The sequence below is a fragment of the Roseomonas fluvialis genome, assembly GCF_022846615.1.
GTDB lineage: Bacteria > Pseudomonadota > Alphaproteobacteria > Acetobacterales > Acetobacteraceae > Neoroseomonas > Neoroseomonas fluvialis.
On the sequence record NZ_AP025637.1, the window covers coordinates 2,138,352 to 2,161,637 of the forward strand.

Here is a 23,286-nt window from a genome sequence, read left to right on the forward strand (position 1 = left end):
CATGACGCACGACTTGGGATGGCGTGCATGACGCACGACTTGGGATGGCGTGCATGACGCACGACTTGGGATGGCGTGCATGACGCACGACGCCATCGTCATCGGCGGCGGGCTGGTCGGTGCCGCCATTGCGCACGGGCTGCGCGGGCAGGGCCTGGGCACGGTCCTGCTGGACGAGGGCGACATCGCGCACCGGGCCTCCCGCGGCAATTTCGGCCTGGTCTGGGTGCAGTCGAAGGGCCTCGGCGCACCCTGGTACCAGCGCTGGACCCGCGGGTCCGCAGGCGAATGGCCGGGTCTCGCCGCCGACCTCGCGGCGCGCACCGGCATCGACACGGCGCTTTCGCAGCCCGGCGGCGTGCACCTGTGCCTGAGCGAAGCGGAATTCGACGACCGCGCCGAACGCATGGCGCGGATGCAGGCCGAATCGGGCAACCACGGCTACGACTACCGCATGATCCGCGCGCCCGAACTGCGCGACATGCTGCCCGGCCTCGGCCCGAAGGTCGTGGGCGCGTCCTGGACGCCCTATGACGGCCATGCCAGCCCGCTCGGGCTGCTGCAGGCGCTGCACCGCGCCTTCACCGAGGCCGGCGGCGCCTACATCCCGAACGCCAAGGTCACCGCCGCCACCGCCGCGCCGCATGATTTCCGGGTGGAGACCGCCGCCGGCGCCTTCGCCGCGCCGCGCATCGTGCTCGCCGCCGGGCTCGGCAATGCGGACCTCGCGCCGCTGTTCGGGCTGAACACGCCGGTCCGCCCGCAGCGCGGCCAGATCCTCGTGACCGAACGCGCGCGATCCATCCTTTCCATGCCCACCACCACCATCCGACAAACCGGGGAGGGCACCATCATGCTCGGCGACAGCATGGAGGAAGTGGGGTTCGACACGCGTCAATCCCCGCCCGTGATGGCCGAGATCGCACGACGCGCCGCGCTGTCCTTCCCCTGGGTCGCGGAACTCAACGTCATCCGCGCCTGGTCCGCGCTGCGCGTCATGGCGCCCGATGGCCTGCCGATCTACGACCAGTCCGACCGCTTCCCGGGCGCCTTCACCGCCAACTGCCATTCCGGCGTCACGCTGGCCGGCGCCCATGCGCGGCTGCTCGCGCCGATGATCGCCGCCGGCGCGCTCGACCCCATGCTGGCCCCTTTCTCCGCGAAGCGCTTCGATGTTCCGCGCGCGGCCTGAGGCGCGCCCCGCCACGATCGAGGTGCTGGTCGAAGGCACCCCCGTCCTGGTGCCGGAAGGCGCGTCAGCCGCTGCGGCGGTGTTGCTCGCGGGCCTGCCCGCGATCCGAGCGACGCCGGTCACCGGCAGCCCGCGTGCCCCGCTCTGCCTGATGGGTGTGTGCTTCGATTGCCTGGCCGAGATCGACGGCGTGCCGAACCGGCAATCCTGCATGGTGCCGGCAGCGCCGGGCATGCGCATCGCGCGCCAGCACGGCGCGCGGGCGGCGCGGCCGTGAGGCGCCGTTCAGCCGGCCGGGCGGAAGCGCCGCGCCGCCAGCACCGCCAGCACGACGAACACCACAAGCGTGATCCCCTGCGCGATGGCGAAGGGCGGATCCGCCTGCGTCGGCGCCAGCGCCGTTGCCGCCGGCACCTTGAGGAACACTTGCACCACCGCCACGAAGGCATCGAGCCAGGTGGCCAGCACCACGCACAGCACATAGGTGATGCGCCAGCGCCCCGCGAAGCCGTGCCGGTAGCGCCCCAGCATCGCCGCCGCCAGCGCCACCAGGGACACCACGCCGAAGATGTGCGACGGCAGGATGCCGGCAACGGGAAACAGGAAGCCCGTCGCGCTGGTCGCGACCGCCGTCGCCAGGAACAGCGCGGCCCATCCCGGCAGGTCGCGCGCCGAGGCCATGCCGAGGATCACGATGATCCCTGCGCCCAGCGCCACCAGGCTCAGCACCGTATGCGACCCGGTCAGGGTCATGACGTCGAAGTTCATGTCGTCGGATCCCGGTCGTTTGGCGCGAGGCCAGCCTGCATGGCGCGCCGTGGCGTCGCAACCGCAAGGGTGCTGCCGTGATCCACGACCTCGCCATCATCGGCGCCGGGCCGGCCGGCATGGCGGCGGCCGTGGAGGCGCGCGCCTGCGGCCTGTCCGTGGTCGTCGTCGATGAGGGCGCCAACCCCGGCGGCCAGGTGTTCCGTGCCGCCGAAGCCGCCGCCGCCGACCCCGCGGTCGGGCCCGAGATCGCCCCCGGCCTGCCCCTGATCGGTGCCTTCCGCGCCAGCGGCGCCGACCACCGCGCCGGCACCACGCTCTGGCACCTCGACCCCGACGAGGGCCTGCTCTCGCTGGCCGATGCGCAGTCCGTTTACGAGGCACAGGCCCGCCGCATCCTGCTCGCGACCGGCGCGCAGGAACGCCCGGTGCCGATCCCGGGCTGGACGCTGCCGGGCGTGATGACCGCCGGAGCTGCGCAGATCATGCTCAAGACGACTGGCGCCGTGCCCGCCGGCAGCGCGGTGCTGGCCGGGCAGGGGCCGCTGGTCTGGCTGCTGGCCGTGCAGCTCGCGCGTGCCGGCGCGCCGCCACTGGTGCTGGAAACCCGCACCACGCCGGTCGTGGCCGCGCTCGCGCAAGGCGGGCTCTGGGCCGGCCGCCGCGTGCTGCTGAAAGGCGCGCTGCTGGTGGCCGAGGCGCGCCGCCGCGGCGTGCGCGTGCTGCGCGGCGTGCGTGCCCTGCGCGCCGAGGGCACCGGCCGCGTCGAACGCATCGCCTGGGAGGGCGGCAGCGCGCCCTGCGACCTGCTCCTGCTGCATGAGGGCGTGATCCCGCAGACCCACGTCTCCCGCGCCATCGGCCTCGATCACGCATGGGATGCGGCGCAGCAGTGTTGGCGGCCGGTGGCGGATGGCTTCGGTGCTTCGTCGCATGGCCGCATCGCGGTGGCGGGCGACGGGGCCGGGATCGGCGGGTGGGAGGCGGCGGTGGCCGCTGGGCGGCTCGCCGCGCTCGATGCTGCGCGGCGGCTGGGCCGGCTCGACGACCACGGCTTCGACGCGCGCGTCGTGGCCCCGCTGGCCGCCCGCCGCGCCGCGCTGGCGCTGCGCCCGTTCCTCGATGCGCTTTACGCCCCGCCCGGCGCCGTGCTGGCGCCCGGCGACGCAACCATCGCCTGCCGCTGCGAGGAAGTGACCGCGGGCGCCATCCGCGCCGCCGCGCGCCTCGGGGCGACGGGACCGAACCAGCTCAAGGCCTATCTGCGCTGCGGCATGGGGCCGTGCCAGGGCCGGCTGTGCGCGCCGACCGTGGCGGCGCTGATTGCCGAGGCTCGCGGCATCCCGCCCCAGGCCGTCCCGCCCCTGCGCCCGCGCGCGCCCTACAAGCCGATCACGGTCGGCCAGATGGCAGGTGCGGAATCCGCGCAACACACCGCCCAATAACGCGACATCTGCGCAACAGATGATTGGCGATGCATCGTCGTTGCGTTACATGTACGGCATGCGCGCTGTTCTTGCCCTGCCTTTCCTGGCCTTCGCCACGCTTGCCCTGCCGGCTTCCGGTCTGGTCGGTCCCGCGCAGGCCCAGGCCGTTGCCGCCGCTGCCTCGGACGCCGCCGTTCATCGCCTGGCCGAACGGCTTTCGCGCCTGGCCGAGGATGGGCTCGATCCGCGCTGGTACGCGGTGCCCGCGGCCGACCTCGCCGCCGCCGACCCGGCCCGCTTCCGCGCCGAGACGCTGCGCGCCGCCCAGGCTGCGCTGACCGACCTGTTGCTGGGCCGCGCGGGGCCGATCCGCGGGCGTGTCGACCTGCGCCGCGACACCGCCGCGGTCCCGCTCGGTGCCTGGATGGCGGAACTCGCCTCGGCTTCCGACCCAGCGACCGTGATCGACCGCGCCGCGGACCTGCCGCCCGACGCCCGCGCACTGAAGGCGGAACTCGCACGGCTGCGCGCGCTGGCTGCTGCCGGCGGCTGGCCGCGCATCTCCGGGAATACCCGCGGCACGCTCGAACCCGGCACCATGGATGCCGCCCGCGTGCCGCAACTTCGCGCGCGCCTCGCGTCGATCGACCCCGGACTGGTGGAAGGTCCGGCCGCGAACAACCCGCTGTATGACGACCGGCTGCTGGCCGCGGTGCGGCTCTACCAGGCCGCTGAGGGGCTCGAGCCCGACGGCCGCGTCGGCCCGATCACCTGGGATGTGCTGAACACCCCGATCGAATCGCGCATCAACCAGCTGCGCGTCGCCCTCGACATGCGCCGCGCCCAGCCGGCGCAGCCGACCGAACGCCGGATCGAGGTCAACATCCCGCATTTCCGCCTGCACCTGCTCGAAGGGCAGCGGGTGGTGCAGGACATGGCCGTGATCGTCGGCCGGCGTGACCGCCAGACGCCGATGCTGAACGTCCGCCTGACCTCGGTCACCTTCAACCCGTCCTGGGGTGCGCCGGAGCGCAACGCCCGCGAGGACCTGCTGCCGCGCTTCCGGCGCGACCCGGCTGCCATGCAGGCCGCTGGCTACCGCCTGTTCCAGCGCATCGACGGCGAGGTGGTGCAGGTCGACGCCACCCAGGTCGATTTCAGCAATTACAACCGCAACCACTTCCCTTATTTCGTCCGGCAGGACGCGGGCGACCGCAATGCGCTGGGGCGCATGCGGTTCAACATGCCCAACAACGACGACATCTTCATGCATGACACGCCCGACCGGCACCTGTTCAGCCGCGGGCAGCGGGCCTTCTCGTCGGGCTGCATTCGGCTCGAACGACCCATGGAGTTGCTTTCCGAGGCGCTCTCGGGCACAGCGGGCTGGGACAGGGCGCGGGCAGACCGCGTGCTGGCCGGCCGCGCCACCACGGGGGCGACGCTCGCGCGTTCCATCCCGGTGCGGCTGCACTACACGACAACCATCGTGGAAGGAGGCCGGGTCGTCATGCGCACGGATATCTACGGCCTCGATGCCGACTACGCCCGCGCCATGGAGCGCGGCACACCGCAACGGATTGCCTCCGCCGAAGGGGGCAACGCGCGCGGCGCCGCGGCACGCTGATCCATGGCGCGCATGTTCCACGGGCTGCAATGCCCGTGCTGTGATCCCGTGGTCGCGAAGCGGCGGGAGGTGATCCGCGCCGGGCTTGGCGGCCTGGCCGCGCTGGCCGCGCTGCCGGCGGCTGCGCAGGCGCAGGCGGTGGCCTCCGGCGCACGCACCATCCGCATCCGCCGCGTGCAGACCGGCGAATCCTTCGAGGGCATCTATTGGCGCGACGGCCGCTACGACCGCGACGCGCTGCGCCGGCTGGACGTGCTGTTCCGCGACCCCTCCATGGACGAAACGACGCCCATGGACCCGCGCCTGTTCGACGTGCTGTTCACCATCGCCCGGCACGTCCGCTCGGATGAGTTCTACGAGGTTATCAGCGGCTACCGCGCGCCCGAAACGAACGCCGCGCGCGCGCGCCAGTCACGCCGTGTCTCGCGCGTGTCGCTGCATATGTCCGGCATGGCGGCGGATGTGCGTCTGCCGGGCACGCAGTCGCTCGGCATCGCGCGGGCGGCGGCGGACCTGCAGATCGGCGGCGTCGGCCTGTATCGTCGCGACGGCTTCGTCCACCTGGATTGCGGGCCGGCCCGGCGCTGGTAGCGGCTGTCGAGCGGCGGGTTCTTCGCCAAGGCACGACCGTCCTGGCGGACCAGGCGCAGCAGCACCATCCGGTCACGCGGAGTCGGTCTGAACGGCTGTGGTGCCGGAAAGCCAGTGGCATCTTGGGCCGGACATCCGACCAGGCCGGTTGCGGCTGGCCGGGCAGGGCTCTACCGCGCCGCCAGCACCCCCGCGCAGGCCTGCGGCATCCGTGGTGGCGGCCCCGGTGGGCGCGGTGCCGGCCGCCGCGCATCGGGCGTCAGCCACCAATCGAGGCTCGCATCGCAGCCATCGCCGGCCGGCGGCGGGCCGATGTCGCGGCATTCCGCCTGGCCGGCCGGGCAGGGCAGGCGGATGTGCATGTGCGAATCATGCCCCCGCCACGGCCGCACCCGGCGCAGCCACGCCTCGCCCCGATGCCGCCGGCACAATTCGCGCTTGATCGCGTGGTTCACCAGCAGCCGGTCCAGCCCCGGCCGTTCGGCGGCAAGGCGGATCAGCGCCACGTGCCGGTCGGTGAATACGCGGGTGTCGACGCCCGATTCGTCGGGCAGCACCAGGGAGGTGATGCGGATCTCCTCCCGCTGTGCCGGCGGCACGCGCGGCTTGGGGCCGAGATCGAGCCATACATCCACGTCGATGCCAGTCTGGTGGCTGGCATGGCCGAAGGTCATGGGCCCGCCGCGCGGCTGCGACAGGTCGCCGATCCACAGGTCGGGGAAGCCCTGCGCGCGGGCCGCCGCGGCGAAGCCCTGCACCCAGGCGATGGTCGCCGGATGCCCCCAGTGCCGGTTGCGGCCGACCCGTACCGCCTGCCAGCCAGGCCCGTCCGCCGGCAGTTGCACCGCACCGGCGATGCAGCCGAGCGACGTCCCGCCGATCACGCGCGGCGGTCCCGGCGCCGGCATCAACACCGCGCCCCAGACCTCGGCACGCGAGATGTCCTGCGCAGGCGCCACACCCGGCAGCCCCAGCACCACGACCACGATCCAGCACAGCCATGCCTTGCCCATGCCGCATTGCTAGCGCGTTTTCCGATCGGACGGCACGCCCGCTCCGCCGTTCGGCTTCCGGCGGCGGTGCCGGTGCGCCGGAGCCGATGCGGCGCGACGTGGCGCGCGGCAACGCCTCCGGCCACGTGCTTGCGGGCATCTTCGCCCGGTCAGATGATTCCCTCCGGTCGGGATCTGCTCTAGACCCGGCGCGGTACGTCGCCAGGACAGACTTCACGGAGTTCGCCGCGTGTCCCGTTACCTCGTCACCGGCGGTGCCGGCTTCGTCGGCAGCCATGCGGTGCTGGCCCTTCTCGACCGCGGGCACGAGGTCGTGGTGTTCGACAACCTCACCCAGGGCCACCGCGCCGCGGTGCCCGCCGCCGCCACGCTGGTCGAGGCCGACCTCGCCGACGCCGCCCGCGTGGCCGAGGTCTTCGCCACCTGGCGCTTCGACGCCGTGCTGCACTTCGCGGCGCTGTCGATCGTCGGTGCGTCGATGCGCGACCCGCTGCACTACATCGCCGAGAATGTCGCGCATTCGCTGAACCTCGCGAACGCCGCGGTGCGCGCCGGCTGCCTGCGCTTCGTGCTGTCCTCCACCGCCGCGCTGTTCGGCGACCCGGACCGCGTGCCGATCGACGAGGCGTGCCGGATCGCCCCGTCCAACCCCTATGGCGACAGCAAGCGCATGGTCGAGGAGGGCCTGGAATGGGCCGCGCGCATCCATGGCCTGCGCTACGCCGCGCTGCGCTACTTCAACGCTGCCGGCTCCGACCCCCAGGGCCGTGCGGGCGAGGACCACGACCCCGAGACGCACCTGGTCCCGCTGGCGATCGACGCGGCCCTCGGCCGCCGCCCGGCGCTGACGGTGTTCGGGGAGGACTACGCCACGCCCGACGGCACCTGCCTCCGCGACTACGTGCACGTCACCGACCTGGCCGAGGCCCATCTGGCCGCACTTGCGCGGCTCGAGACGCATGGGTCCTGCCGATACAACGTGGGCAGCGGTACGGGGGCCTCGGTGAAGGACGTGATCGCGGCGGTCGAGCGAGTCGGCGGCCGCCCCGTTCCGCATTCCATCGGCCCGCGTCGCGCTGGCGACCCGCCGGTGCTGGTCGCGGCCTCGGACCGGCTGCGCGCCGAGACCGGCTGGGCCCCGCGCTACGGCGCGCTGGACGATATCGTGCGCACCGCCTGGACCTGGCGCGAGGCGCACCCGAAGGGCTACGCCGACCGGGGCTGAACAGAGCCCCCTCGCGCCCGCCGTGGCGCGCGTGTAGAGCGACCCGGCGCATCTGCACGAAAGGGTGAGCGATGGCGGGCCGGCGGATCCTGGCGGTGATCGGGCACGAGATGCGGGAGATGCTCCCGCCCACCCTTTTCTTCGCGCTCGGCTTCAACCTGATCGTGCTGACCAGCCACCTGATGACCGGCAGCTACGGGCGGCAGTTGTTCACCTTCACCCTCGCCACCACCGGCGCGCTGCTGGTCGGCAAGGGCGTGCTGCTGGCCAATGCCATGCCGCTGCTGCGCCGCTTCGACAATGCGCCGCTGCTCTACCCGATCCTGTTCAAGACCTTCGTCTACTGGCTGGTGGTGCTGGCGCTGCGCCTGGTCGAGGCGCTGGTCGAAGGGCTGATCGCCGATGGCAGCGTGGTCGCCGCCTTCGACGCGGCCCATGCGCGCTTCTCCTGGGACCGCTTCGCGGCGGTGCAGATCTGGGTGCTGGTGCTGTTCCTGGTCTATGTCACGGCCGACGAACTGAACGCGCTGTTCGGCGAAGGCGAGTTGCGGCGCGTCTTCCTCACCTGGGCGCCAACGACCTTCAAGCGCAGCCGCCAGCAGCGCATGCGTGCCCTGGCGCGGATCGCACGCCTGGCGCGCGAGGAGGAGCCGGACACGCTGATCGACCGGCCCGGGCCGCCGCGCGACGAACTGCGCCGCCTGCTGGATTCGCTCGGCGAACGCCGCCCGACGCGCTGACAGGGCGCGCCGCGGCGGCCATACTGCGGCCAACCCCGCCCGCGCGCGGGGGCAGGGAGGTTCCGCCATGACCATCGCCGCCGGCCGCCGCGCCGTGATTGCCGCCGCGATCGCCACGCCGATGGCCCCGCGCATCGCCCGTGCAGCTTGGCCCGAACGCGCGGTGCGCATCGTCGTCGCCTTCCCGCCCGGGAGTTCGACCGACGTGGTGGCGCGCGCGCTGGCGCAGAAGCTGGCCGAGGGCATCGGCCAGGCAGTGGTGGTCGAGAATCGCGGCGGCGCGGGCGGCAACCTCGGTGCCCAGGCGGTGAAGGCGGCGACCGATGGCCACACGCTGCTGATGCATTCCACCGCCATCAGCGTGAACCCGACGCTGTACCGCAACGCCGGCTACACGCTGGACGATTTTTCCGCGGTTGCGGTGGTGGCGACGGCGCCCAATGCGTTCTTCGTCCATCCGTCGGTGCCAGCGACGACCCTGGCCGAATTGCTGACGTGGATGCGCGCCAACCCGGGCGCGGCGTACGCCCATTCGGGCACCGGCACCACGCCGCACCTGGGCGCCGAACTGCTGTTCCGCACGCTGGCCGGCGTGCAGGCCACGCCGGTCGCCTTCGGTCCGGCGCAGGCAGCGACCGCGGTGGTCGGCAACCAGGCGCCGATCGGCAGCACCTCCCTGCCGCCGGCGCTGCCGTTGATCCGCGAGGGGCGTGTGCGCGGTATCGCGGTGGCCGGCGCGCGGCGGGACCCGACGCTGCCGGATGTGCCGACGGTTGCCGAACAGGGCTTCCCGGGCTTCGAGGCCAGCACCTGGTTCGGGCTTTTCGCGCCCGCGCGCACGCCGACCGAGGGCGTGCAGCGCCTGCTGGCCGAGGTACCCCGCGCGATGGCCGCGCCCGACCTGGTGGCGCGGCTCGCGGCCCTGTCACTGACCGATCCCGGCCTGCATGGCGATGCCGCCGCTGCCTATGCGCGCGCCGAGGCGGCGCGCTGGGCGGAGGTGGTGCGCAGTTCCGGCGCGACGGCGGAGTAGCACCGCCACCCGCAGCGACCGACCGGGCGGGCCTGCCGTCGGCGCCAGGCCTCGCCCGCCCGGTCAGGCCAGCCAGCGATGCGCCCGCGCAGCCCGCACGAAGGCCGCAACCGCCGGCGGCTGTGGGCGCCCGCGCATGGTCGCGAGCGCAACGGTGCGTTCGACATGCGGGTCCGACAGCGCGCGCTGAATGGTTCCGGGGTGGGTGATCGAATGCTCCGGCATGAAGGCAAAGCCGAGATTGGCCGCGACCATCGCCTGAACCCAGTCCTCGCGCTCCGAACGGTAGCGCGCGTAGAGCTCCACCCCCTTCGCCCCGCATGTCGCCACCACCCGTTCGCGCATCTCGCAGGCCAGCCGGTCCACATAGGGTTGCCGCGTCAGATCCGTCAGCGCCAGCGCGTCGCGGTCGCGCAACGGGTGCTCGGGCGGCAGCAGCACGACGTAGCGTTCCGTGTAGAGCGGCTCGATCCGGCAGGTCTCCGCGGGAAGATCGAGAGGGTTGAGGATGGCGGCGTCGAGCATGTCGGCGTCGAGCCAGGCGCCGAGGTCGGCCGGGCGCCCTTCGCGGATCGCCACCTCGATCCCCGGATGCGCCTGTTCGAAGCCCGACAGGAAGCGCGCGAGGCGCACCGGCCCGAGGGTCGGCATGACTCCGACGCGCACAGGCGCCTGCTTGAGCAGCCTGAGGCTTTCCGCTGCGCTGCGCGCCGCATCGGCGCGATCGAGCACCTCGGCGAGCAGCGGTTCCATGCGCCGGCCGAGCTCCGTCAGGGTCAGGCGGTTATGCTCTCGGTGGAACAGCGGCCCGCCGAGTTCCGCCTCCAGCTTCTTCAGCGCGGCGGTCAGGGCCGGCTGGGAGACGTGGGATTGCTCGGCTGCGCGCGTGAAGGACAGCGTGCGCGCCGCGGCGATGAAGTAGCGGACCTGGTGCATCTCCATCGCGGCAGCCTGCGGAGCGCGCCGGCCCCGCGTCAACGAATCAACACGGGCCGGCGTGAAGGCGCCGCCTATGGGCGCATAGACGAAACCTGCTGTCGCCTCGTCCCCGCCACCGGCGAAGCTTGGGTCGATAGCGTCGAAGGAGATCGTCCCATGACAGTCTATGCAGTCGAGAGGTCGTTGCCCGGCGTAACGATGGAGGCGCTGTCTGGCGCTCAGGCGGCAGCGATCGTCGCCGCGGGGGAATCCACCGCGTGCGGCGAGCCGGTGCGCTACGTGCGTTCCGTCTTCCTGCCCGCCGACGCGCGCTGCGTCTGCCTGTTCGAGGCTGACAGCGCGGAGGCCGTGCGCCGTGTCAACGACGCCGCCGGCATTCCCTATTCGGCGGTGTCCGAGGCAATGGACCTGCCGGCCCCGCCCGGCTGACGCCGTTTCCCGAGACGATCGCGACGGAGGACGCCCATGTTCCAGCACGAAGTGCTGCTGCGTGCCGTCACGGCGGCGCAGGATGATGCCGGCATCGCTCAGGGGCGGTCGCCGGCCAGCCTCGCGGCGGGGCGCGTCGGGCGGCAACGCGCGACCGGGTCTCGGCTTCGGGACAAGACGGGCCCGGCCTTGGCGATCGCGGTCGCCGGTTGCCTAGTGCTGGCAGGGTGCGCGTCCGGGCCGCCCCCGGGTGAGCCGATGAGCGGCGATGCCTACCTCGCTGCGTGGCGCGGCAATACGAGCGTCGGCCGAACGCGCGATGGTGCGAACTTCTGGACCTATCTCTCACTGGGAACGGAGTATCGGGGCGTTGCCAACTACTTGGGTCGGGAAACGCACTACGCCGGTCAGGTTCGGACGTCCGAGAACATGATCTGCACGCAATCGCCCCAACTGCGCGGGGGCGAGGAGCGCTGCTTCGAGATCCGGCGCGAGGGCGACACTTTCCGCACGTACTGGGACGGCGAATTGTGGACGACCGCGACATTGGCCCCCGCAACCCGCGCGGGCTTTAGTCTCCGACGCTACCGCGCGGCACGCCCGCTCCAGGTGATGGTGCCGCGCGGGGTCGCCCTCAGTTCTGGAAGCGGAAGGCCCCGGTCTGGCCATCGGCCGGCGCGGCGTTGCCTTCGGCGGGCGCGGCAGGCGCGGCGGGCTGCTGCTGCTGGAGCTGCGCACGCACCCGCTCCTCGATCTGCTTGAGCAGGTTCCCCATGCCGTTCACCAGGCTGGGCAGCTGCGTGACCGGCACGCACAGCGTGGCGCAGGGCGAAGCCTTGCCGTCATTGCCGGTCACGGCCAGCGTGATGCGCGCGACGCCATGCGCTACCTGCGCCTCGATCACGCCGTCGGCGAAGACGGTCGGGCGGTTGTCGGCCATGTGAGTATTTCCCTGTTCTATTGTTCGCGGAAGGCACGCGTGAAGCTGTCGCGCACCGGCTGGGTTATGTAGCGCAGGAAGCTGCGTTCGCCGATGATGATCATCGCCTCGACCGGCATACCCGGCACCAGGTTCACGCCATCCAGCCGCGACAGCTGGTCCTGATCGATCAGCACATGCGCGCGGTAGTAGGTCATGCGCGTGCGTTCATCCATCGTGACGTCCTGCGCCACGAAGGTGACATGCCCGTGCAGGTAGGGCACCAGGCGCTGCTTGAAGGCGGGCAGCCGCACCTCCGCCTGCAGCCCGACATGCACCACGTCGATGTCGTTGGGCTGGATGTTCACCTCGGCGATCAGGCGGTCCTGCGCGGGCACCAGGTCCATCACCGCTTCGCCCGGGCGCACCACCGCGCCGATGTTGAACAAGCGCAGGTTCAGGATGGTGCCGTCCTCGGGGGCCAGGATGTCGCGGCGCACGGCCACGTCGCGCGCGGCGCGCAGGCGTTCCTCGACGTCGGCAAGGCGCGTGCGCGCCTCGCGCTGCTCGGCCGCGACCTCCTGGCGGCGCTGGCCGATGATGCCGGCGATGGTACTGCGTGCCTCCTGGATCGCCTGGGAGGCGCGGTCGAGCTGCCCCTGCAGATCCTCCCCCTGGCCTTCCAGCGCGGCGGCGGACCGCTGCAGCGCCAGCAGCGTGGGCAAGCGCTGCAGCCCCTGCTGGACCAGCGTACGGGTCAGTTCCTCCTCCCGCCGGATGAGCTCCAGCTGCTGGCGCTGGGCGCGCAGCTGGCCGGTGGCGCCGGCGGTCATCGCCTCCTGCTGGCCGATCCGCGCCTCCTGGACCGACACCTGCGCCATCAGGCTGGCGCGTCGGGCCTCGAAGACCGCGCGCTGGCCGGTCATGGCGTCCTGCGCGCGGGGTTCGTCGGCGTCGACCAGTTCGGGCGGGAAGGTGATGGTGTCGGCACCAGCCAGTTCCGCCGTCAGGCGCGCATCCTGCGCCATGAAGGACCAGCGCTGGCTGCGCAGCGTCTCGACATCCGATCCTGAGCGAACGTCATCGAGGCGCACCAGCACCTGGCCGGCGCGCACGCGTTCGCCGTCGCGGACCAGGATCTCGCGCACGATGCCGCCTTCCAGGTGCTGGATGGTGCGGCGCGTACCCTCGACCTTGATCATGCCGGGCGCGATGGCGGCTTCGGACAGGGGCGCGAGCGAGGACCAGGCGGCAAAGGCGCCGAAGAACATGCCGATCGCGGCGAAGCCGAACAGCACCGTGCCGCGGGTGCGCGGGCGCGGCGCGGCGGCGGGCATCTCGGGCAGGGTCAGGGTCACGGGTGGCAGGCGGCGGGGCATCACCTCCGGCGTGCGCGCGGCCTGCACCACCGGCGGCGCGGCGGGGGGCGGGGTGGGCACGGGTTCGCTCATGCCTGCGCCTCCCGGCCTTCGATGCGCCCCGGCGGGGGGGCGATCGGCGTGGCGGGCTTCATGATCTTCTTCAGCACCTCGGCGCGCGGGCCGAACATCTCGACGGCACCGTCGCGCATCAACAGCACCTTCTCGACCCCCTGCACCAGCACCGGGCGGTGCGAGACCAGCACCACCGTGGTGCCCTGCCGCTTGAGGTCCGCCAGCGCGCGCAGCAGCGCCGATTCCGCATCCCCGTCCAGGTTGGAGTTGGGTTCGTCCAGCACCAGCAACTTCGGGTTGCCGAACATGGCGCGTGCCAGGCCGATCTGCTGGCGCTGGCCGCCCGACAGATGCTGCCCGCCTTCGCCGATCTCGGTCTCGTAGCCCTTGGGCAGACGCAGGATCATGTCGTGGCAGCCCGCCATGCGGGCGGCGTCGAACACCGCGTCGGCCGGCGCCACCGCCATGCGGGAGATGTTGTCCAGCACGGTGCCGTCGAACAGCTCCACATCCTGCGGCAGGTAGCCGACATGGCGGCCGAAATCCTCGCGCTGCCAGGTGTGCACGTCCCCGCCATCGAGCCGCACCGTGCCCGAGGCTGGTGCCAGCGTGCCGGTCAGCAGCCGGATCAGCGTGGTCTTGCCCGCCGCGGACGGGCCGATGATGGCGAGGCTTTCACCGGCCTCGAGCGCGAAGGCGACCCCCTTCACCACGGCCACGTTGGTGCCAGGGAAGCCGTAGGTCACCCGCTCGACCGTCAGGCGCCCGGTGGGTTCGGGCAGGGCGATGCCCGGCGGGCGCAGCCGCGGCAACACCAGGAAGGCCTGCAGGCGCTTCCAGGATTGCCGCGCCTGTACCAGTTGCTTCCAGCCGCCGATCATCTGCTCCACGGGTGCCAGCGCGCGCCCCATGATGATGGATGCCGCGATCGACGCACCGGCGGTCAGTTGCTGTTCCAGCACCAGGTAGGCGCCGATCCCCAGGATCGCGACCTGCACCGCCAGGCGGAAGAACTTGGTGATGGCGAGCAGCGGCGCCGCGCGGTCCATCGCCTGGTTCATCGGGCCCGACATCTCGGCGACGCCCTTCTGCCAGCGCGCCATGACGGCCGGCAGCATGCCCATGCTGTCGATCACCTCGGCGTTGCGCACGATGGATTCGGCGCGGCGCTGGCTGCCCATGGCGGCGGTATTCGCCTCCCGCAGCAGCTTCGAGGTCGCCAGTTCATTGAAGATGGTCAGGCCCAGCAGCAGCGCCGCACCCACCAGCGAGACCCAGCCAAGCAAAGGGTGCAGCAGGAAGATCACGAACAGGTAGGCCGGCACCCAGGGCACGTCGTACAGCGCCAGCGCGCCCGGCGACCCCATGAAGCCGCGCACCACGCCCAGGTCGCGGAGCGCCTCCATCCGGTAGGCGCGGCCGCGCAGCTGGCTTTCCACCGCGCGGGCGAAGCCCTCGGGGGCGACCTTCTCCTCCATCCAGGCGCCGATGCGCTGCATGATGCGCGACCGCGCACCTTCCAGCAGCGCCATCAGCGCCAGCGCCACCATGGCAATGAGGGTGAGGTAGAGCAGCGTGTTCAGGTTCCGAGTGGACAGCACGCGGTCGAACACCTGCATCATGTACAGCGACACGGTCAGCTGCAGCACGTTGACCACGCCGCTGAACACGCCAACTGCGATGAACTGGGCGCGGCAGGATGCCATGGCGCGCGCCAGCGGCGTGGATGCCGCCGGGGTCTCGCCCAGCAAGACGCGTGGGTCAGTAGCCATGCCGTTCCGCCGTTGCCCGCCTCATCCCGGTTCCGCCTGCAAACTCGCCGCCTCTGGCCGCCCGGCCGTGGCCGCGCCGCCGGCCCCGCCTTCATCCCGCCTGGATTGGAGGGGAAACCGGATGCCGCGGTGACTTTCGACACCATATCACAGACTGCATCAACATCACCTTAGTGAGATCGCGGCGCCCCAGGGCCCGCGCAAGGGAGCGCCGGAAGGCCAGATGGACAGCGTCGAACCGCTCCGTACCGGGGTGGCGGGGGATCCCGCCGTGCTCGAACTCACCATCCTCATGCCCTGCCTGAACGAGGCGGAGACGCTCGGCACCTGCGTGCGCAAGGCCATGGGCTACCTGGCCCGCAGCGGTATCGTTGGCGAGGTCCTGGTGGCCGACAACGGCAGCACCGACGGCAGCCAGGAGATCGCCCGAAGCCTGGGCGCGCGGGTCGTCCCGGTGGCCGAACGCGGCTACGGCGCAGCCCTGATCGCGGGCATCGCCGCCGCCCGCGGCCGCTACGTCATCATGGGCGACAGCGACGATTCCTATGATTTCACCGCGCTCGACCCCTTCGTGGAGCGGCTGCGGGAGGGCTACCAGCTGGTCATGGGCAACCGCTTCCGCGGCGGCATCAAGCCCGGTGCGATGCCGCCGCTGCATCGCTATCTGGGCAATCCGGTGCTCTCGACCATCGGGCGCATCTTTTTCCGCAGCCCCGTGAAGGATTTCCACTGCGGCCTGCGCGGCTTCGACCGGGCCGCGATGCTGGCGCTGGACCTGCGCGCGCCGGGCATGGAATTCGCCTCCGAGATGGTGGTCAAGGCGACCGTCAACGGCCTGCGCATCACGGAAGTGCCGACCACGCTCTCGCCCGACGGAAGGTCGCGCCCGCCGCACCTGCGGTCCTGGCGGGATGGCTGGCGCCACCTGCGCTTCCTGCTGGTGTTCTGCCCGCGCTGGCTGTTCCTGGTGCCCGGCGCGGCGCTGTTCGCGGCGGGGTTGCTGGCGATGGCGGTGCTGCTGCCCGGCCCCGCGCGGATCGGCGGCCTGACCTTCGATGTCCATACGCTGCTCTATGCGGCGGGGGCGACGGTCATGGGCTTCCAGGCGGTGCAGTTCTGGGTCTTTGCCAGGATCTACGGCGCGAACCAGGGCGTGGTGCCCGAGGCCAGGCGCCTGACCGCGGCACTGGCGCGCTTCGGGCTGGAACCGGCGCTCATCGTGGCAGGGCTGCTGGTGGTGCTGGGTTTCGGCCTGGGGGCGACGACGGTCGTAATCTGGGGCGGGGAGCGGTTCGGCGACATCCACGGCACCGCGGCGATGCGGCTGTCCATCGCTTCGGTCACGTCCATGCTGCTCGGCCTGCAACTAGCCTTCGGAGCCTTCTTCGTGGCGCTGCTCGGGATGATGCGCGCGCGCTAACGTCGCATCCATTCGCCCGGGCGCAGGTGCCCTCGCCGTTGCGGGGTATCGCGAGCCGCTTCTGCCGATCGGGCCAGTCCGTCCGGTCGGCAGGTCGTCTAGGCCCGCGCCCGGAACACCAGCTGGCGCGACAGGATGAAGTTGCTGAACATGCCGGCGATCGACCCTGCCGCGACCCCCAGAACGGGGTGCGTCGCCACCAGCGGCACGAAGGTGACGAGCGTCGCGTAGGTGCCGTAGTTCAGGACGAACCCACCCAGGTTCACCACCAGGAACAGCGCCCATTGCCGGTGCACCTGCTGCCCGCCGCCACGGTGGCGGAAGGTCCAGGCGCGATTCAGCGCCCAGGTCGTGGTCGCCGCCGTCACATAGGAAATGGCGCGCCCGCCATAGAGCCCCGCGCCCATCGCAAGCGCCCCGTACAGCACCGCGGTATCCACCACGAAGCCGACCGTTCCCACCGTGCCGAAGCGCAGGAATTCCCACGCCAGCCCGGCCAGGCGCGGCCCCAGCAGGCGGATCAGCAGCCGGTCGAGCGTCTCGGTCAGGGCCATGTTCGCGCTGTAGCCCGCCGGTGTGGCGTTGCGAAGGCACCCCCGCGCCTTGCCCGGCCCGGCACGCCCCGCCACCCTGCCGAGCGAACCCTGCACGAGGGACGGCGATGGTTGCGGTGATCGGCCTGGGCAACATGGGCATGGCCATGCTGGGGCGCCTGGTCGGCCCGGGAACGCCGCCGCGCGCCCATGACCTCGATGCGGGCAAGCGCGCCGCCGCCGCCGCGCTGGGCGCCGAGGTGCCCGACACCCTGGCGGGCGCGGTGGGGGAGGTGATCGTGCTCTCGCTGCCCAGCGAGGCAGCGACGGCGGCGGTACTTGCCCCTCTGCTATCGGTGCTCCCGCCCGGCGCGGTGGTGGCGGATACCTCGACGCTGTCGCCGGTCGCCGTGCGCGGCTTCGCGGAGCAGGCGGCCGCGAGGGGCTGCGCGTACCTCGATGCGCCGGTCTCCGGTGGGGCGGCGGGGGCGGCGGCCGGCACGCTCGCCATGATGGTGGGCGGCGACGCGGCGGCGCTTGCGGCGGCACGGCCGGTGCTGGACCGGCTGGCCACCCGCATCGTGCATATCGGCGGCTCGGGCGCGGGCCAGGTGGCGAAGCTGGTGAACAACCTGATGGTCGCGACCAACCTGGTAGTGGCCGGCGAGGCCCTGCGCCTGGGCGTGCGCGCCGGGGTGCCGCCCGAGGCCCTGCTGCCCGTCATCAATGGCGCGACCGGGCGTTCCGCCGCGACCGAGGTGAACTGGCCGCGCTGGATCGCCTCCGGCACCTTCGATTCCGGCTTCACGGCCGGGCTGATGCGCAAGGATGTGCGGCTGGCGCTGGGGTTGGCCGAGGCGGTGGGCGCGCCGCTCGATGCCACGGCGCGCGCCGCCGCGGCCTGGGACGGCCTGGCTGCCGCCGTGCCCGACGATGCCGACTTCAACCGCCTGGCGGCGGCCATTCTGGACGGAGCCACGCCATGACCGCGCAGGCCGCGCTGGACCGCGGCATCGCCGCGCTGCTCGGCGGGCGGGTCGGCTCGCTGGTCGATGGCGCGGTCGTCCCCGGCGGAGGCGCGCTGGTCGCGCTGACCGACCCGGCGACGGGCGCGGACCTGCTGCGCTACGCCGCGGCCGATGCCGCCACCGTTGCCGCCGCCTGCGCCGGCGCGGCGCGGGCGCAGCGTGCCTGGATGGCGCTGCCCGCCGCCGAGCGCGGGCGGCGCATGTGGGCGATCGGCGCCCTGGTGCGGCGCGAGGCGGAAGCGCTGGCCGCGCTCGAATCCGCGCAATCCGGCAAGCCGATCCGCGACGCCCGCGCCGAGGCCGCGCGCGTGGCAGACATGGCCGAATACTGGGCCGGCTGGTGCGACAAGATCGAGGGCCGCACCGTGCCCGTGCCGTCCGGCCATACCGTGATCATCCGGCGCGAACCCTATGGCGTGGTGCTGGCGGTCACGCCCTGGAACGCGCCGCTGTTCACCGCGGGGTGGAACGTGTTTCCGGCCCTTGCGGCGGGCAATGCGGTGGTGCTGAAGCCGTCCGAGTTCACGCCGCTCACGTCATTGGTCCTGGGGCGCTTGTGCCTTGAGGCGGGGCTGCCGTCGGGCCTGGTGCAGGTGGTCTGCGGGCCTGGGCAGGGGACCGGTGGGGCGCTGCTGGCCGCGCCCGAGGTCGCGCGCGTCACCTTCGTGGGTGGTCCGCCGGCGGGGGCCGCGGTGGCGGCGGCCTGCGCGGCGCGCACCATTCCATGCGTGCTGGAACTGGGCGGCAAGTCGGCCAACATCGTGTTCGACGACGCCGACTTCGGCGCCGCCGTGCAGGGCGCGCAGCAGGCGATCTTCGCCGGGTCCGGGCAGTCCTGCGTGGCGGGGTCGCGGCTGCTGGTGCAGCGGTCGTTGCATGACCGCTTCGTCGCCGCACTGGCCGAGGCCGCATCCCGCATCCGCCTCGGCGACCCGCTGGACGCAGCGACCGAGATGGGCCCCGTGGCGAATGCCCGGCAATTCGCGCATGTACGCGCCATGGTCGGCGGGGCGGATGGCGCGCAGGTGATCGCGCCGCCGGTCCCCGCGACACTGCCCGCCGGCGGCTTCTGGGTGCCGCCCACGCTGATCGCCGGGCTGACCAATGCCGCCCGCCCGGCGCAGGAGGAAATCTTCGGCCCCGTCGTCGCCGCTATTCCCTTCGAGGACGAGGCGGAGGCCATCGCCATCGCCAACGACACGCGCTTCGGCCTGGCCGGCGCGGTCTGGACGCGCGACGTGGGGCGGGCGCACCGCGTCGCCGCCGCCGTGCGCGCCGGCACCTTCTGGGTGAACGGCTACCGGACGATCCATGTCTCGGTGCCCTTCGGCGGCTTCGGGGCCTCGGGCTACGGGCGGTCCTCGGGGGCGGAGGTGCTGGCGGAACTCACCCAGACCAAGGCGGTCTGGATCGACACGGCCGAGGCACCCGCCTCCGGCTTTGGCCATCGCCCGGCCGGATACTGACCTTGCAGCGGTTGCATCCGGCGCCGCTGGATCGCGCGCGCGCTGGCCGCTAAGGTCCGCCCGGCTTCACCCAACGGAGACTTCCCCGCATGTTCCGTCGCGACCTGCTCGCCGGTGCCGCGGCCGGCGCCACCGCCGCCGCCCTGCCGCGCTTCGCCATCGCCCAGCCGGCCGCTGCCCGCACGCTGCGCTACGTGCCGCACGCCAACATCCCGAACATCGACCCCTTCACCAACACCGCCTTCGTGGCGCGCGACCACGCCTTCCTGGTCTATGACCAGCTCTATGGCATGGACGAGCAGTTCCGCCCGCAGCCGCAGATGGTGCAGGGCCATGTGGTCGAGAATGACGGCCTGCTGTGGCGCTTCACCCTGCGTGATGGGCTGAAGTTCCACGACAACACCCCGGTGCGCGGGCGCGACTGCATCGCCTCGATCCGCCGCTGGGGCCGGCGCGATGCCTTCGGCCAGGAACTGATGTCGCGCGTGGCCGACATGACCGAGGAAAGCGACCGCGTCTTCGCGATCCGCCTGAACCGCGCCTTCCCCAAGATGCTCGAGGCTTTCTCGAAGGTCACGACATCCTGCCTGTTCATCATGCCCGAGCGCCTGGCGAACGTGGACGCCTTCACCAACATCACGGAAGCCGTGGGCAGTGGGCCTTACCGCTTCGTGCAGAACGAATGGGTGCCCGGGTCTTCGCTGGCCTACGTGCGCAACGCGGACTACGTGCCGCTGTCGTCGGGCACCGCGTCGATGACCGCCGGTCCGAAGGTCGCGCATTTCGACCGCGTGGAATGGAAGATCATCCCCGACGCCTCGACCGCGGCGGCCGCGCTGCAGTCGGGCGAGATCGACTGGTGGGAACAGCCCACGGCGGACCTGTTCCCGCTGGTGGCGCGCAACCGCAACGTCGCGGTCGATGTCATCAACGCGACCGGGCTGATCGGCATCTTCCGCCCCAACCACCTGACCGCGCCGTTCAACAACCCCGCGGTGCGCCGCACGGTGCTGACCGCGATCAACCAGATCGACTTCATGACCGCCGTGATCGGCGATGCGACGGTGCAAGGCTACCCGACGCTCAAGCGCGAGGGGATCGGCTACTTCGCGCCGGAATCGCCCTCGGCCTCGACCGTCGGGCTCGACCGGCTGAAGAAGTCGATCGACGCCGCGCGCGCGGAACTGCAGGCCGCGGGTGCGATGGGTGCGCGCCTGGTGCTGCTGAACGCGACCGACCTCGCGTCGATCAACGCGGCCACGCTGGTCGGCGCCGACCTGTTCCGCCGCATGGGCTTCAACGTGGACCTGGTCAGCACCGACTGGGGCACGCTGGTGGCGCGCCGCGCGAGCAAGAACCCGATCGACCAGGGCGGCTGGTCCGGCTTCTTCACCTTCTGGTCCGGCGTCGACCACTGGAACCCCGCCAGCCACGCGTCGATCCGCGGGCATGGCGACAATGCCTGGCCGGGCTGGCCGACCATCCCGGCCATGGAAGCGCAGCGCAACGCCTGGTTCGACGCGCCAAACGATGCCGCCGCACTGGCCGCCACGACCGAGATGCAGCGCATCGCCTTCGACGAGGTGCCCTATGTGCCGACCGGCATGTACTACCAGCCGACGGCCTACCGGCGGAATCTGACCGGCATGCTGAAGGGGCAGCCGCCGCTGTTCTGGAACATCCGCCGCGCCTGAGCCGGCGTGCCACCGGGCTGCGCCGCGCGGCGCAGCCCGTCCAACATGACGATAACCGCAGGCCCGTTGCGCAGGGGCAGGGCCCTTGCACCGGGCCTGGCCCCTTGCACATGTGCGGGCGATCTGTTGGAGACTGCGCGCCATGCGCCGCCCCATCCTGCACCGCCGCACCCTGCTTGCCGCCGCATCCCTGGCGCTGGCGCGCCCCGCGCTGGGCCAGGGCACCGCCGGCGCGGCGCGCGTGCTGAAATTCGTCCCGCAATCCGACCTCGCGGTCCTGGACCCCATCGTCACCACCGCGAATGTCGCGCGCTACCACGGCTATGCGGTGTGGGACACGCTGTACGGCTTCAACCAGGACTACGCCGCGGAACCCCAGATGGCCGAGGGCCACGAGGTCGCGCAGGATGGCCGGCACATCACCATCCGCCTGCGCGAGGGGCTGAAGTTCCACGACGGCACGCCGGTTCGCGGGGCGGATTGCGTCGCCTCGATCCGCCGCTGGGCAGCACGCGACGCGCTCGGGCAAGTGCTGCTGACGCGCATCGAGGAACTGGCCGCGCCGGATGACCGCACCATCCTGCTGCGGCTGTCACGGCCCTTTCCGCAACTGTTCGCCGCACTGGCCAAGCCCTCCGCGCCGGTCTGCTTCATCATGCCCGAACGGCTCGCCGCCACCGACCCGGCGCGCCCGGTCAGCGAGATCATCGGCTCCGGCCCCTTCCGCTTCATCGAGCGCATCCCCGGCACGCGCGTGGTCTATGACCGCTTTGCCGACTACGTGCCGCGCGCCGAGGGCATCCCGACCTGGACGGCGGGACCCAAGCGCGTGCATTTCGACCGCGTCGAATGGCATATCAAGCCCGATGCGGCGACCGCCGCCGCGGCCCTGCAGGCCGGCGAGGTCGACTGGTGGGAGAACCCGCAGGGCGAGATGCAGGCCACGCTGCGGCGCAACCGCGGCGTCGTGCTGGAAGTGCCCGACCCGGTCGGCTTCATCGGCATGGCGCGGTTCAATGCGCTGCATCCGCCTTTCGACAAGCCTGCCATCCGGCGCATCCTGCTGGGGGCGATCGACCAGGATGCCTTCATGGCGGCGGTGGTCGGCGCCGACCGGTCGCTGTGGCGCGACGATGTCGGGATTTTCCCGCCGGGCACGCCGCTCGCGAATGATGCAGGGCTCGAGCCACTGACCACCGCGCGCGACCCCGACCGCGTGAAGCGGGAATTGTCGGAAGCCGGCTATGCAGGGGAGAAGGTGGTGTTGCTCGCCGCCACCGATTTCCCGACACTCGCAGCCATCGCGACTGTCGGCGCCGAGACGCTCAGGCGCGTCGGCATGGATGTCGAGGTCGTCTCGGGCGAGTGGTCCGCGCTGATCCAGCGGCGCGCGCGGCGCGACGCGCCGGAGCGCGGCGGCTGGTCGATGTTCTTCACCTTCTGGACCGGGCTCGACATGCTGAACCCTGGCGTGAACCAGGCGCTGCGCGGCACCGGGGACCGCGCCTGGTTCGGCTGGCCGACCATGCCGCGGCTCGAGGAACTGCGCGCCCAATGGTTCGACGCGCCGGACCTGGAGGCCGAGCAGCGCCTGGCACGCGAGATCCAGACCGAGGCGCTGCGCGAGGCGCCGTACCTGCCGCTCGGCCAGTATTTCCAGGCTACCGCCTATCGCCGCGGCCTGTCGGGCATGCTGAAGGGGCTGCCGGTGTTCTGGAACATTCAGCGGGGCTGAAGCCCCGCTGACTTTTTTTGCCCTCAGGCGCCGGGCGCCCGCATGCGCGGGCTTGGCTTGCGCGCCGTGTGCTGGTGCGCCGGGGGCTGCGGGCGGGTTGAGCGCGGTCGCGCTGTGCGCTCCCGGATCGTGCATCCGCATGATCCGTGCCTTGCGACCTCAGGCGCCGGGCGCCCGCATGTGCGGGCTTGGCTTGCGCGCCGTGTGCTGGTGCGCCGGGGGCTGCGGGCGGGTTGAGCGCGGTCGCGCTGTGCGCTCCCGGATCGTGCATCCGCACGATCCGTGCCTTGCGACCTCAGGCG

The 23,286-nt window shown here is 72.1% G+C and carries 21 protein-coding genes; 14 read left to right on the forward strand and 7 right to left on the reverse strand.

Annotated elements, in window-relative coordinates:
* Positions 1 to 79: 79 nt before the first annotated feature.
* Complete coding sequence (locus tag MWM08_RS10390) at positions 80 to 1,192, forward strand: NAD(P)/FAD-dependent oxidoreductase (RefSeq protein WP_244459367.1); 1,113 nt, start codon at positions 80 to 82, stop codon at positions 1,190 to 1,192.
* Positions 1,173 to 1,469, forward strand: coding sequence for a (2Fe-2S)-binding protein (locus MWM08_RS10395; protein ID WP_244459368.1), 297 nt, complete (start codon positions 1,173 to 1,175; stop codon positions 1,467 to 1,469). The genes MWM08_RS10390 and MWM08_RS10395 overlap by 20 nt, the downstream gene beginning before the upstream one ends.
* Positions 1,470 to 1,477: 8 nt before the next feature.
* Here the strand turns inward: MWM08_RS10395 and MWM08_RS10400 are convergent, their stop codons facing one another.
* On the reverse strand, positions 1,478 to 1,960 hold the full coding sequence (locus MWM08_RS10400; RefSeq protein WP_244459369.1) for a hypothetical protein: 483 nt from the start codon (positions 1,958 to 1,960) through the stop codon (positions 1,478 to 1,480).
* Between the two features lie 77 nt (positions 1,961 to 2,037).
* On the opposite strand from MWM08_RS10400, the gene MWM08_RS10405 reads away from it, so the two are divergent.
* Genes MWM08_RS10405 through MWM08_RS10415 form a run of 3 tightly spaced genes read left to right on the forward strand, consistent with a single transcriptional unit; the run spans position 2,038 to position 5,605 of the window.
* Complete coding sequence (locus tag MWM08_RS10405; protein WP_244459370.1) at positions 2,038 to 3,405, forward strand: FAD/NAD(P)-dependent oxidoreductase; 1,368 nt, start codon at positions 2,038 to 2,040, stop codon at positions 3,403 to 3,405.
* A 58-nt stretch (positions 3,406 to 3,463) separates the two neighbouring features.
* The gene (locus tag MWM08_RS10410; protein WP_244459371.1) at positions 3,464 to 5,014 is read left to right on the forward strand and encodes a L,D-transpeptidase family protein; all 1,551 of its coding nucleotides are present in this window, start codon (positions 3,464 to 3,466) and stop codon (positions 5,012 to 5,014) included.
* Between the two features lie 3 nt (positions 5,015 to 5,017).
* The gene (locus MWM08_RS10415) at positions 5,018 to 5,605 is read left to right on the forward strand and encodes a peptidoglycan L,D-endopeptidase MepK (protein WP_244459372.1); all 588 of its coding nucleotides are present in this window, start codon (positions 5,018 to 5,020) and stop codon (positions 5,603 to 5,605) included.
* A 170-nt stretch (positions 5,606 to 5,775) separates the two neighbouring features.
* Here MWM08_RS10415 and mepA read toward each other — a convergent pair whose 3' ends face one another.
* Positions 5,776 to 6,618 (reverse strand): penicillin-insensitive murein endopeptidase, encoded by an 843-nt coding sequence (mepA, locus tag MWM08_RS10420; protein WP_244459373.1) that lies wholly within the window; start codon positions 6,616 to 6,618, stop codon positions 5,776 to 5,778.
* A 229-nt stretch (positions 6,619 to 6,847) separates the two neighbouring features.
* On the opposite strand from mepA, the gene galE reads away from it, so the two are divergent.
* The 3 genes from galE (at position 6,848) to MWM08_RS10435 (ending at position 9,616) form a co-directional block, all read left to right on the forward strand.
* Positions 6,848 to 7,843, forward strand: a complete 996-nt coding sequence (galE, locus tag MWM08_RS10425; protein ID WP_244459374.1) for a UDP-glucose 4-epimerase GalE — start codon at positions 6,848 to 6,850, stop codon at positions 7,841 to 7,843.
* A gap of 119 nt (positions 7,844 to 7,962) precedes the next feature.
* Positions 7,963 to 8,583, forward strand: coding sequence for a hypothetical protein (locus MWM08_RS10430; RefSeq protein ID WP_244459375.1), 621 nt, complete (start codon positions 7,963 to 7,965; stop codon positions 8,581 to 8,583).
* Positions 8,584 to 8,650: 67 nt separating this feature from the next.
* The gene (locus tag MWM08_RS10435; RefSeq protein WP_244459376.1) at positions 8,651 to 9,616 is read left to right on the forward strand and encodes a tripartite tricarboxylate transporter substrate-binding protein; all 966 of its coding nucleotides are present in this window, start codon (positions 8,651 to 8,653) and stop codon (positions 9,614 to 9,616) included.
* A 63-nt stretch (positions 9,617 to 9,679) separates the two neighbouring features.
* Here the strand turns inward: MWM08_RS10435 and MWM08_RS10440 are convergent, their stop codons facing one another.
* The gene (locus MWM08_RS10440; RefSeq protein WP_244459377.1) at positions 9,680 to 10,558 is read right to left on the reverse strand and encodes a LysR family transcriptional regulator; all 879 of its coding nucleotides are present in this window, start codon (positions 10,556 to 10,558) and stop codon (positions 9,680 to 9,682) included.
* A 153-nt stretch (positions 10,559 to 10,711) separates the two neighbouring features.
* Here MWM08_RS10440 and MWM08_RS10445 point away from each other — a divergent pair, with 153 nt between their 5' ends.
* Positions 10,712 to 10,984 carry a nickel-binding protein gene (locus tag MWM08_RS10445; protein ID WP_244459378.1) on the forward strand — a complete coding sequence of 91 codons (273 nt, stop codon included), beginning with the start codon at positions 10,712 to 10,714 and terminating at the stop codon, positions 10,982 to 10,984.
* A 634-nt stretch (positions 10,985 to 11,618) separates the two neighbouring features.
* Here MWM08_RS10445 and MWM08_RS10450 read toward each other — a convergent pair.
* From MWM08_RS10450 to MWM08_RS10460, 3 genes are read right to left on the reverse strand one after another with little or no spacing between them, the layout of a single operon-like run.
* Positions 11,619 to 11,924 (reverse strand): hypothetical protein, encoded by a 306-nt coding sequence (locus MWM08_RS10450; RefSeq protein ID WP_244459379.1) that lies wholly within the window; start codon positions 11,922 to 11,924, stop codon positions 11,619 to 11,621.
* Between the two features lie 17 nt (positions 11,925 to 11,941).
* Positions 11,942 to 13,354 (reverse strand): HlyD family type I secretion periplasmic adaptor subunit, encoded by a 1,413-nt coding sequence (locus tag MWM08_RS10455; RefSeq protein WP_244459380.1) that lies wholly within the window; start codon positions 13,352 to 13,354, stop codon positions 11,942 to 11,944.
* Positions 13,351 to 15,108, reverse strand: coding sequence for a type I secretion system permease/ATPase (locus MWM08_RS10460; protein WP_244459381.1), 1,758 nt, complete (start codon positions 15,106 to 15,108; stop codon positions 13,351 to 13,353). The genes MWM08_RS10455 and MWM08_RS10460 overlap by 4 nt, the downstream gene beginning before the upstream one ends.
* A 223-nt stretch (positions 15,109 to 15,331) precedes the next feature.
* On the opposite strand from MWM08_RS10460, the gene MWM08_RS10465 reads away from it, so the two are divergent.
* Entirely contained in the window at positions 15,332 to 16,528 is a 1,197-nt protein-coding gene (locus tag MWM08_RS10465; RefSeq protein WP_244459382.1) for a glycosyltransferase family 2 protein, read from the forward strand.
* 98 nt (positions 16,529 to 16,626) lie between these two features.
* Here MWM08_RS10465 and MWM08_RS10470 read toward each other — a convergent pair whose 3' ends face one another.
* Positions 16,627 to 17,082, reverse strand: coding sequence for a GtrA family protein (locus MWM08_RS10470; protein WP_244459383.1), 456 nt, complete (start codon positions 17,080 to 17,082; stop codon positions 16,627 to 16,629).
* A gap of 107 nt (positions 17,083 to 17,189) precedes the next feature.
* Here MWM08_RS10470 and MWM08_RS10475 point away from each other — a divergent pair, with 107 nt between their 5' ends.
* From MWM08_RS10475 to MWM08_RS10490, 4 genes are all read left to right on the forward strand, one after another.
* A complete protein-coding gene (locus tag MWM08_RS10475) occupies positions 17,190 to 18,047 on the forward strand; it encodes an NAD(P)-dependent oxidoreductase (RefSeq protein WP_244459384.1) in 858 nt (285 codons plus the stop codon).
* On the forward strand, positions 18,044 to 19,555 hold the full coding sequence (locus MWM08_RS10480) for an aldehyde dehydrogenase family protein (RefSeq protein WP_244459385.1): 1,512 nt from the start codon (positions 18,044 to 18,046) through the stop codon (positions 19,553 to 19,555). Before MWM08_RS10475 ends, MWM08_RS10480 begins: the two co-directional genes overlap by 4 nt.
* An 89-nt stretch (positions 19,556 to 19,644) precedes the next feature.
* Entirely contained in the window at positions 19,645 to 21,249 is a 1,605-nt protein-coding gene (locus MWM08_RS10485; protein ID WP_244459386.1) for an ABC transporter substrate-binding protein, read from the forward strand.
* Between the two features lie 142 nt (positions 21,250 to 21,391).
* Positions 21,392 to 22,984, forward strand: a complete 1,593-nt coding sequence (locus MWM08_RS10490; protein ID WP_244459387.1) for an ABC transporter substrate-binding protein — start codon at positions 21,392 to 21,394, stop codon at positions 22,982 to 22,984.
* Positions 22,985 to 23,286: the final 302 nt, after the last annotated feature.